Source organism: Pseudanabaena sp. BC1403, from assembly GCF_002914585.1.
Lineage (GTDB): Bacteria > Cyanobacteriota > Cyanobacteriia > Pseudanabaenales > Pseudanabaenaceae > Pseudanabaena.
In genome coordinates, this window is the sequence record NZ_PDDM01000055.1 from 1 (window position 1) to 9,139 (window position 9,139).

At 39.6% G+C, this 9,139-nt stretch carries 14 protein-coding genes; 3 read left to right on the plus strand and 11 right to left on the minus strand.

Annotation, left to right across the window (positions count from 1 at the left end):
- Positions 1–81: 81 nt before the first annotated feature.
- The 3 genes from CQ839_RS24300 to CQ839_RS24310 all read right to left on the minus strand — a co-directional run bounded on the left by CQ839_RS24300 (position 82) and on the right by CQ839_RS24310 (position 2,120).
- Positions 82–1,148, minus strand: a protein-coding gene (locus tag CQ839_RS24300) for an IS630 family transposase (RefSeq protein ID WP_103670886.1) whose coding sequence is annotated in 2 segments (ribosomal slippage) — positions 82–728 and positions 728–1,148 — 1,068 coding nt in all. Because the reading frame shifts where the segments join, the coding sequence is not laid out codon by codon here.
- A gap of 319 nt (positions 1,149–1,467) precedes the next feature.
- Complete coding sequence (locus CQ839_RS24305; protein WP_103670887.1) at positions 1,468–1,665, minus strand: hypothetical protein; 198 nt, start codon at positions 1,663–1,665, stop codon at positions 1,468–1,470.
- 83 nt (positions 1,666–1,748) lie between these two features.
- Positions 1,749–2,120, minus strand: coding sequence for a hypothetical protein (locus CQ839_RS24310; RefSeq protein ID WP_103670888.1), 372 nt, complete (start codon positions 2,118–2,120; stop codon positions 1,749–1,751).
- A gap of 134 nt (positions 2,121–2,254) precedes the next feature.
- Here CQ839_RS24310 and CQ839_RS24315 point away from each other — a divergent pair, with 134 nt between their 5' ends.
- The 3 genes from CQ839_RS24315 to CQ839_RS24325 all read left to right on the plus strand — a co-directional run bounded on the left by CQ839_RS24315 (position 2,255) and on the right by CQ839_RS24325 (position 4,223).
- Positions 2,255–2,683 carry a nucleotidyltransferase family protein gene (locus tag CQ839_RS24315; protein WP_103670889.1) on the plus strand — a complete coding sequence of 143 codons (429 nt, stop codon included), beginning with the start codon at positions 2,255–2,257 and terminating at the stop codon, positions 2,681–2,683.
- On the plus strand, positions 2,680–3,150 hold the full coding sequence (locus tag CQ839_RS24320; protein ID WP_103670890.1) for a hypothetical protein: 471 nt from the start codon (positions 2,680–2,682) through the stop codon (positions 3,148–3,150). The genes CQ839_RS24315 and CQ839_RS24320 overlap by 4 nt, the downstream gene beginning before the upstream one ends.
- A gap of 131 nt (positions 3,151–3,281) precedes the next feature.
- Positions 3,282–4,223: a tyrosine-type recombinase/integrase gene (locus CQ839_RS24325; protein WP_103670891.1), complete on the plus strand. Its 942-nt coding sequence runs from the start codon at positions 3,282–3,284 to the stop codon at positions 4,221–4,223.
- A gap of 250 nt (positions 4,224–4,473) precedes the next feature.
- Here CQ839_RS24325 and CQ839_RS24330 read toward each other — a convergent pair whose 3' ends face one another.
- The 8 genes from CQ839_RS24330 to CQ839_RS24370 form a co-directional block, all read right to left on the minus strand.
- Positions 4,474–4,944, minus strand: coding sequence for a DUF3592 domain-containing protein (locus CQ839_RS24330; protein ID WP_181016333.1), 471 nt, complete (start codon positions 4,942–4,944; stop codon positions 4,474–4,476).
- 978 nt (positions 4,945–5,922) lie between these two features.
- Positions 5,923–6,249: a hypothetical protein gene (locus CQ839_RS24340; protein WP_103670894.1), complete on the minus strand. Its 327-nt coding sequence runs from the start codon at positions 6,247–6,249 to the stop codon at positions 5,923–5,925.
- Positions 6,250–6,478: 229 nt separating this feature from the next.
- Positions 6,479–6,988 (minus strand): hypothetical protein, encoded by a 510-nt coding sequence (locus CQ839_RS24345; protein WP_103670895.1) that lies wholly within the window; start codon positions 6,986–6,988, stop codon positions 6,479–6,481.
- 80 nt (positions 6,989–7,068) lie between these two features.
- On the minus strand, positions 7,069–7,359 hold the full coding sequence (locus tag CQ839_RS24350; RefSeq protein WP_103670896.1) for a hypothetical protein: 291 nt from the start codon (positions 7,357–7,359) through the stop codon (positions 7,069–7,071).
- A gap of 37 nt (positions 7,360–7,396) precedes the next feature.
- Complete coding sequence (locus CQ839_RS24355) at positions 7,397–7,834, minus strand: hypothetical protein (RefSeq protein WP_103670900.1); 438 nt, start codon at positions 7,832–7,834, stop codon at positions 7,397–7,399.
- A gap of 46 nt (positions 7,835–7,880) precedes the next feature.
- Entirely contained in the window at positions 7,881–8,249 is a 369-nt protein-coding gene (locus CQ839_RS24360) for a phage holin family protein (protein WP_103670897.1), read from the minus strand.
- A gap of 89 nt (positions 8,250–8,338) precedes the next feature.
- Positions 8,339–8,518 carry a YqaE/Pmp3 family membrane protein gene (locus CQ839_RS24365; protein WP_103670898.1) on the minus strand — a complete coding sequence of 60 codons (180 nt, stop codon included), beginning with the start codon at positions 8,516–8,518 and terminating at the stop codon, positions 8,339–8,341.
- Between the two features lie 38 nt (positions 8,519–8,556).
- Positions 8,557–9,102, minus strand: a complete 546-nt coding sequence (locus CQ839_RS24370) for a hypothetical protein (protein ID WP_103670899.1) — start codon at positions 9,100–9,102, stop codon at positions 8,557–8,559.
- Between the last annotated feature and the right edge of the window lie 37 nt (positions 9,103–9,139).

Genomic DNA, 9,139 nt, shown 5'->3' on the forward strand with positions numbered 1-9,139 from the left:
GTCATTTGCCGTCGCGTCAATTATTTTTTCTTCTCTCAACCAGCCAAGTTAATTGTCGTCATCGGACAAGTTAGTTGACATTTAACAGCGCCAGTTAACTGTAACTTTCTGAGCATTACGCTGGTCTTTCCAAATGATAATATGCTCTGACAACTCCTCTTTTGTAGCGATGCGACGGTCAAGACACTGACGAGATAACACAGAGAATTCAATCTCAACTTGATTGAGCCAACTAGCATGTTTGGGAGTGTAATGAAATTCAAGTTTTTTGAGGATTCGGTTGGCTTCCTCAGGCGAGAAATTTTCGTAGAGAGTGGCAGGATGATGCGTGTTGAGATTATCCAGTACTACTCGAATAAGCTCGGCATCGGGACGATGAATGTCCACTAAAGCTTTCATCTGATGGGCAAAATCTACTTTAGTGCGTTGGTCTGTTACTTCCATGTGTCGCCATGCGGCTAAAGGTTCAAAGAAGCCAAATAAATTAACCACACCATTACGTTTGTACTCGAAGTCATAACGCTCTAATTGTCCAGATTTAGCTGATATAGGGGTGCGAACTTCTTCAATCAATGGGCAAGGACGTTCATCAAAGCAAATCACTGGACGCTTTTGGTCATATGGCTCGGCATACAAGTCCAATAAATCTTCCATCCGCCAAACATACTTGGCATCTACCTCAGGAATACACCATTGCTCTTTCAGCCAAGGCTTAATCTCGTTTTTTTCAGCGTTTTTCTCACTGTTTCATCAGAAATTGACTCCACTATCTGCATCTCGACTAATCGGTCGGCTAGTAGTTGCATCGTCCATTTTGCACGTCCTTCTGGCGCATCGGCACAAGCCGTAGCGATTAAGAATGCTTCGGCGTTGATATTAAGTTTTCTCGGCTTCGGTGGGTGAGGACGAGCTTTCAGCGCTTCTTCTAAATTCACAGACTCTACAAATTTCTCTCTTGTGCGTTCTACTGTAGATATGTTCACCCTCAGGTTTTCCGCAATACTAAGGTCGCTTTTGCCTTCATGTGTCTGCAATAAAATTCGGGCATGGGTAAGCTTCCGTGCGGAGTGCTTCCCTGTTTTGATCATTGTCTCCAATTCTTTAACTTCTTCTTCTGTTAAGTTCACGATATACTTCTTATGGCTCATATTTCCTCCTAGGGTTTGAGCCAGTTTACTGGAAATTAAATATACTAGGCAAATTTAGCTTGGTAGACTACTAGTCTTGATACCATAAGTTTGCCGCTGCGGCAAACTTATGGTCATAATCACAAAAAAAGTCATTTCCACGATCTAAACTCAAACTTGTCACAGAAACATCTTAGAGCAAATAATCAATACTTATTTGCCATTAAATTTATATGAATAAGTATTTATACTCAGTACAGTCAACGTGTTTTCGAGGTTTCAGGACTTTGTTTAGCGTGTTGCGATATATTGAAGGGGTATTTGCCCGTTAGCTAAGGATTTATTTACTCTTAGGTTTACGAAAAATTGATGTTGCGATCGCCGAAATGAGTTTGGATATCATCATGACATTAACGAAAAGCTCAACCCAGAATGGCGGGTTATTGCCTTTTGTATTGTCGCCTTGATCTGATTTCTGCATTTCTTGGTTATGCTTAGATTTTTCTCCTGCAAATCCTTTAGGCTTTTTTCTAGGCATCTTTCTCTCATCCTCTACACTAAAGCTAATTTTGATAATTGTTCTGTCATGAGTATGTAGATAAAAAACTAGGATGCAGAGGTTTAGCTAAACTGGGATACCAATAGTTCTTGGATGGGAATAAGATTAAACGAGCTAGATTCACTGCCCAGCCATTGAGTCCCATCCCAAATATATACCCACTCTTCGGAACAAATCTCTTGTAGATTTCTGAGTATTGGTTTTGCTGTTCCCCATGATTCTTGGGTATCGCGGTTATAAAATAAGCAATTGTTGATCGAGATTCCCAGCACACTCATGTTACCTAAAGCTAGAAGCTGATCAACTTGCTCTGTTGTTGCATAATGTGTTTGCAAGAGTACCCCTGAATAATCAGCATAGCCGTCACGATGTAAATACACGGATAAATAAGAGTCATCATCAATTTGTTTGCCAATTATCGCTCTCGTAGACATAGATTTTTTCGGTATTTAGATCGTATTATTTGAAACAATAGTATCTTCTGTGTGGATCGATCAAGCTTACTTAGTGCCTTGTGCTGTATATTTAATCCTATATAAAATTCGTTGCTGGCTTAGAGGAGATAATTATGAATAGTAATAAACATTCCTCTCACATTTTGTTCTCTTCTACAACTGAGAGAAAGGCAGAAAGCAAAAATGTTGTTGATACTGACAAAATGTATGGCTACATTCTCGCAGCGAGAAAAAGGGAACAAGCAAGGCAAGAAAGTCTCAGACACTTGCAAAGTCGTGGTATTGAAACTGCTAAACAAGCTGCAAGAATTCTACGTCAAAAGTTTAGTGCCACAAGAGTAGTACTATTTGGGTCAATGCTGCAACCTAAAATTCATGAGAACTCAGATATAGATCTTGCAGTATGGAACTTATCAAAATCTGACTATTTCCAAGCAGTTGGTAAACTACAAGGTCTTAGTGAATTTGCGATCGATCTCATCGAGGCAGAAAATGCGTCTGATTACATTGTTGAGGCGATCGCTCAAGGCATAGAATTATGAATCGTTATAACGTCCTGATAGCGAGACTGAACAACGAGCTAACCAAAGTTGCCACAACTGTGCAATTAGCCCTCTCACAAGCTCAAAAAGCAAAAACAACAGCAGATGATGACTATTGGTATGCAACTGCTTTTAGTCTTCAAAATTTTTATATGGGTGTTGAACGCATTTTTGAAGATATTGCCAAGGAAGTGGAAAACAACTTGCCGACAGGTTCGAGTTCTCACAAGCTACTTTTAGAACAGATGTCGCTGGAGATTCCACATACAAGACCTCCTGTGATTCTTAGTGATACTCTACACAATTTAAATGAATATCGTGGGTTTCGGCATGTCGCTATTCATCGCTATGGATTTGAATTAGAAAGTAATCGAATTGCTGATCTAACGGATAAGCTTATGACAAGTTACACACTATTAGTTAGAGACATAGAGAACTTCTGCCAGTTTTTGCAAGCATTAGAATAAGTTTGATATTTGATCGCCGAAAGTGTTTGCCGCCGATAAGCGATCTCACTACGACTGAGAAGGTCATTAGCCCCGCATGGCGAGAGATTATTGTGATACGTGGCTAGATAAATAATCCAATACAAGCTGATATGCCAATTCCAGAGCCAATTTTAGTTGTTTACAGCGAACCGCCCAAAGCGTTCGCTACTACAGACTTGCGCCAAGCGAGGGTTGATGAGTTTTTAGCATCGAGGTCTTTGCAACCGAAAAGCCGTAAAGCTTATCAAGCGGACTTGCGGATATTTATAGATTGGTGCGATCTGGCTTGGGTGGATGTGAGTCGTCGCAAAGTGACGCAATTTAAAACTTTTTTGCTGAAGGAACGTGAGTTGGCTTTGAGTTCGGTAAATCGGGTGCTGCGGACTCTGAAGTCGTTTTATCGGTGGATGTTGCTCTCGGAATATGTAGTTGCCGATCCAACAATTGGCATTCAGCAGGAGCGCTTGCCCGATCCTGTGGCAAAGGATTTGGAGGATGAAGAGGTGCTGCGGATTTATGAAGCGATCGCCTTAAGTAAAATGATGTTACGCGATCGGGCTTTGTTTTCGGTGTTGTTGCATGGGTTGAGGGCGGAGGAGGTTTGTCGTCTCAATATTGAGGATTATGTGAATGGGGAATTGGCGATCAAAGAAGCGAAGTGGGATAGTAAGGGGGAAGTGCCTTTGACGAAGTTGGGTATTCAAGATTTGGATGCTTTTTTGGATTGGAGGATGGAGAAAGAAGGAGAGTTATCGACTGAAAGTCCTTTGTTTGTGTCTTGCTCTAATCGCAGTCAGGGTAAGCGCTTGACTTATTGGGGAATTCGACATGTGATGGATGATTTGGCTGAGAAGACGGGGATTGATTTGCATTCTCATCGGGGTAGACATACGTTTGCGACGAATTTGATTGTGAAGTATGAGTTAGATCCATCTTTGGCGATGGAGTTGACTAGACATCGAGATGTTAGGAGTTTTAGGCGTTATACCAATCGTAAGAATAAGATTGCGGCGAAACGGGCTTTTCTAAAGGCATCGGAAAAGCTGCAATAGTTGGGTTGAGTAGTATTGGCACGAAAAAGTAGGTTAATGGTTTCCGATCAATCAAAAAAGTGTTTATTACGTATTTTGAGTAATCTGTACGTGCTCCGCAATGAACTTTCAATTTCTTAATCCCCTTTTTCGAGTGCTTATAGCAAAAAACAACTTCTTGCCTCAAACCTTTATCAAAAGAAGATTTCAAGTTGTTCAGAAATCCTTAACCCACTTTTCGTTCCAATGCTACTTACCCCCTATCAGAAAGCTAGTTTTTTGCCACAAATCCTGAGTACAGAATAGCAAGAGACAAGAAACCTATTCCTCCCATAAAAATGGAGATTATCCATACCCCTAGGTTTTCCCACAGAAAAAAGCCCGGCTCAAGACAAGAGATGCTTGGTGAATTTGGGTTGTAAAAGACTTTTACATGACTACCAGTCAAATATTTTGAAACCCTAGCTCCAGCATTATTGCTATCGGTACTTTCAAAATAGAATGCAATGGTTTTATTCGTATAGACATTTTGAACCACAGAATATTCATAGACTACCTCAGGAGTATACGAATATCCATTTTTTGTTTTTGATGAATTAATATTGGAACTGATAATCTTTCCGTTAACGCTTGTCCAACTTTGACTTTGATAGCCTTCTAGTAAATTGTTGATTACCGCGAAAGAGCCTGAAACGGCAAGAAATAATAGTCCTGTTCCAATTAGGAGCAAAATAATTTGCATAAATTTATTCTTCTTGAACATATCTAATGGGGGCTCAAATTTAGTATTGTGAGGTATGACAACGATTCCTTCATTTCGATAGCGGTATGGGTAAGGGTATAGCGCAGCGGCAGTATTTAGACCTACTCCTTGCTACCTAACCCTATTGGTATTTAGATATTCATCAAGATACAGAGGCGATTATGTACTTAGATGGAAGACACATCATAAAAAACTGAGTAATGTTAATAACAACAAAAAATCGCTTCCAACACTAGGATTCATTAACAATAGATGAACTAAGTAGTAAGGCAGCGCATAACATATAAAAATTAAAAGCCAGTTACATTGTAGGCATTCAAGGATCGCCTCTGTGACTGGCTTAAATTTTGTTTTGAGTCATTGAACCGTTTTGAATAGGCAAGACATCCTTCGATATTAACCCCAAAGGATGTTTTAGGTTGTGTTGTTAACGTGTGTCGTTTCTGAAAACCTTAAGTTTCCTTGGTGTGTTTGCAAAATATCTTTCAATCAACTGTTGAAACTCTTGCTCCCGTTATAGGAATTAGAGAGAGGCGCGATTGTAACAAGCTTGTCAATAGCACTTTTTCTTTCCAATGCTACTCAAATTCCTCTGATTGCGATCGCAGGTTTGGGGCGGGATTAAGTTGGGGATCTGCTATTTTTCTTTGGAGCTAAACCTGCAAGCGATTTTTAGGAACAAATCGACTGATTCCGTTCAATCGATCACGCCAAGTTACACAATTACGATGCTTATATTGTTCCAAATGCTGATTCTCTAAAAGCATTGACCACAAGTCTTTAGATCTCTTAAATGGTGCAAAAAATATCGTTTTAGATGAGATGTAAAAAGGTTCAAGTGCCTTTTTAAAATTAATCACTGAAAGCACTGCAATATATTGCTTTTAAGCCTGCCGTGATATAGTTTTACACGAATCGTTGCTATGCCCGTACTTAATCCCCTTGATAGATAGAGTCCTAAAATGTAACCTTTGAGTGGAGCCAATCAGCAATTAATGTGGGGCAGTTTTTCTTAAACCAACGGAGAGCATAATACTTAAATGCGGGTTTAGACATTCTCGCGATCGCTTTCATAAATTTATTGAAGGGAGGATAGCGAAATTTTTTATTAATGATATTTTTGGAGCCTATATCGTAAAGGCAATCCAAAATTAGCTTTACGGAAGCTTCTTCCCGTTGAACCAAACAGGTCAATAACAGAGAAATATCACGCATCCGTTCTTCTTCCATGCGATCTTCTTTCAACAGTCTAGAACTTTGAGCAGGTTGAGGTGCTTCGATCATAACAATATCCCTTTTCACCATAACGACCTGAACCCTTGATGTAGTGCAAACTCAAAATCCTCGACATCTTTGATTACTCTGACAAGCAAATCTTTGATGTCCTGAATGAATTGATTAAATACAACATAAATCGTAATTTTTTAAAAATGGTATACAACTCACCACTCTGCTATGTGAGTATATTTTAGTAAAAAGAATTTAATACTCTGTCTGCTGGCGGTGGGATGATTCATTTATGACCAATCCATTTTGAGGCGATCGCCCCTACAACTGCGCCCACAAGAGGATTGCTTAGGAACTTTACCAGTGCAGGTTGATCAGCTAAAACTTCATGGAAAATGTCAGGATGCGAATGATAAGCAAACCCTGCTAATTTGGCGACATCATCAGATTTCATGCGATTAGGATCGTGACTAGATAAACCTAATTGTTTTTCTAGCTCTCGATTACCTAGTCCTCTCTTTTTAAGCTGGCTAAATAACTCTCTAGCTACGTCATCGCGCTGATTTGGCTGAATCTTTGCGATCGCTTGTTGCAATTCTGGTTCCATTTGTGCCGAAGAAATGCGATCGGGTTGGAAAAAATCACTAAATAAATTACGGCGTTCCTCACGGGAAGACCTTTGAGCAAAGTTGTCAAAATCCTCAAAATTTTCTGACTCATCAGGTAGGGTTTCTTTATTCCCTCCTTCTAAATCTTTCATGACTTGGCGCTTATATTCATCACTAGTATTTGGCATAGCTATTTAGAACTCCATTAAAAACAAATAAATTATGCGTCCAAGGCGGCGCTTCGCGCCGCCTTGGACTGCCTTTAAAATTAAGTAGTTCCTGCTTGATCCCAAGCATCACGAACTGCCTCTTTGACTTTATTCCAATCTAGTCCTGTTCCACTCTTTTGGACTAAGAGAGCTTCATAATCTCGCTTGAGTTCGGTTTCTGCTTCATCAAAGCTTTTGCCAAGATAGCGATCGCAACCTTCTTGTCCCGTTTGATAGGCTAATTGATAGTCTTCATAGTTAGCTTCTTTTTCAATATACTGACGAGAACTATAATTCTGTCGCCAGTAATTATCATCGAAGTTGGAAATTGTTAGGGTTTGATTACTCATGGTTATCTCGATAAAAATCTGGGTGGATCATGCTGCATTAGCTTGCTTGCTGATAATCAATTTGTTTAGATTGATAGTCATAGCGAGCAGTCAAAACTAACTTTTTGTCAGGGGCATAGATCAAAACGGTTAAATCTTGATTGGGGAAAGTATTCCGAAAGCCTTGGGTTAATGATTGAGTTAGGGACTTTACATCTGTGGGTAGAACTTGAGATGAAATTACGACCCCTAATTTATTACTGTCGCGCACATAAGCATCCATAATTAAGCCTTTACTAGTTTGTACAACCCAATTGCCAAAATCTTGCCCTGCGGCTGAATTGCCTCGCGCTATTTGACTGTAATCTGAACTCTGATTGAGTTTTACTAGATTAGAAGATTGAGTTTGAGCAGATCCGCAAGCAGTTGTAAAGGTTAAAACCAGCATTAGTGCGATCGCTACTATTGTTGTTCGTGCTTGGCGAAAAAAGTTCATCTGAGTTTCCATAATCGTAATTAGAATAGGCAGCGCTTTAAGCCGTTTATCTTTTTCTTTCAAGACCAACTCCTTTCTCAGCAAAGTATTTATTTAGGAAAGTACTACAAAAAGATAGAACGATGGGAGCTAGGATAAATGCTAAGAAACCATTCATCGTAAATCCTGGAACAATAATTGATGCCAACCATAGCAATATTCCATTGAGGACGAATGAAAATAATCCTAGCGTAATGAAAGTGAGGGGTAGGGATAAGACTTGCAAAACTGGTCTAATGAATGCATTGACAAAACCAATGATTACCGCTGCTAATAATGCGGCAGGAAAGTTGGCAATGTCTACGCCAGGAACAACTATATCAACAACGAGAAGCCCTAAAGCAGTCGCCAATATGGTCACAAAGTATCCAATCATATTCTTTAACCTAGAGTAATAGTAATTTTTGATGAAACACGATCGTGAAAAATACAAAGTGCTATTCAAATAGAGCGAACTGAATAAATCTAATTAATTGCCTGTTGCTCTTGCTGTTTAGAGATCGCCCAAACAGCGTGAATAATGCCAGGAACCCACCCTAGTAGAGTTAGCCCAATATTGATTAATAAAGTGGTGCTAATTCCGAAGGCAAGAAAAACGCCAACTGGTGGAAGAAGAACGCCTAGAATAAGTTGAATTAGTTTCATAGTTGATTACTCTTTAAATAAACTGTATAGTTTGGGAATTAGCGCTTAATGACAGAATCTTTGCTTTTCCAAATTTCTTTGAAGCCCTGCTTGATCTGTTCCTCTTTACGGGCAGCCACTGAACCAAGCTCGCCTATATTTTTCTCAATTTCTATTTGTTTCTGTTGCAAAGGAATGACTCCACTCGCATCAGCCTCAACTTTTTTCTGGTTATACCAAGTTTTTGCTTTTTCCCATTGCTGCTTAATCTCTTGATAGCGATCGCCATAACGATCTGCCAACTTCTTATCTAGAAGTGCCAGTTGGGACTTGAGTTTGACGTACTGCTCTTGCAAAATCCCCAACTCGTGATGTTCTTGATAGGTATTTACTGCTAGATTAATTTCTTCAGAATTGTTGTCAGTCAATCCCACAGCCTTAATATCCATCATAATCGCGCTGGATTCGCGATCTAACTGCTCCTGTTGTTCATCCAATTGAGTTTGAATCGCTAGTAGTCTTTTTCGCCGTTCTGCGATCGCCTGTTGACGCTGATAAGGAATGAAAAATAAATAACTTGTGCAAATTAGGATAAGCTCAGACAAAGAGAAAAAAGGAATAATTTTGGGTTATTACAGCGAA

Coding starts and splice junctions, on each gene's coding strand:
- CQ839_RS24325 (WP_103670891.1), top strand. CDS start 3,282: ATGCCAATTCCAGAGCCAATTTTAGTTGTTTACAGCGAACCGCCCAAA.
- CQ839_RS24330 (WP_181016333.1), bottom strand. CDS start 4,944: ATGCAAATTATTTTGCTCCTAATTGGAACAGGACTATTATTTCTTGCC.
- CQ839_RS24315 (WP_103670889.1), top strand. CDS start 2,255: ATGAATAGTAATAAACATTCCTCTCACATTTTGTTCTCTTCTACAACT.
- CQ839_RS24355 (WP_103670900.1), bottom strand. CDS start 7,834: ATGAACTTTTTTCGCCAAGCACGAACAACAATAGTAGCGATCGCACTA.
- CQ839_RS24305 (WP_103670887.1), bottom strand. CDS start 1,665: ATGCCTAGAAAAAAGCCTAAAGGATTTGCAGGAGAAAAATCTAAGCAT.
- CQ839_RS24320 (WP_103670890.1), top strand. CDS start 2,680: ATGAATCGTTATAACGTCCTGATAGCGAGACTGAACAACGAGCTAACC.
- CQ839_RS24350 (WP_103670896.1), bottom strand. CDS start 7,359: ATGAGTAATCAAACCCTAACAATTTCCAACTTCGATGATAATTACTGG.
- CQ839_RS24365 (WP_103670898.1), bottom strand. CDS start 8,518: ATGAAACTAATTCAACTTATTCTAGGCGTTCTTCTTCCACCAGTTGGC.
- CQ839_RS24310 (WP_103670888.1), bottom strand. CDS start 2,120: ATGTCTACGAGAGCGATAATTGGCAAACAAATTGATGATGACTCTTAT.
- CQ839_RS24340 (WP_103670894.1), bottom strand. CDS start 6,249: ATGATCGAAGCACCTCAACCTGCTCAAAGTTCTAGACTGTTGAAAGAA.
- CQ839_RS24360 (WP_103670897.1), bottom strand. CDS start 8,249: ATGATTGGATACTTTGTGACCATATTGGCGACTGCTTTAGGGCTTCTC.
- CQ839_RS24345 (WP_103670895.1), bottom strand. CDS start 6,988: ATGCCAAATACTAGTGATGAATATAAGCGCCAAGTCATGAAAGATTTA.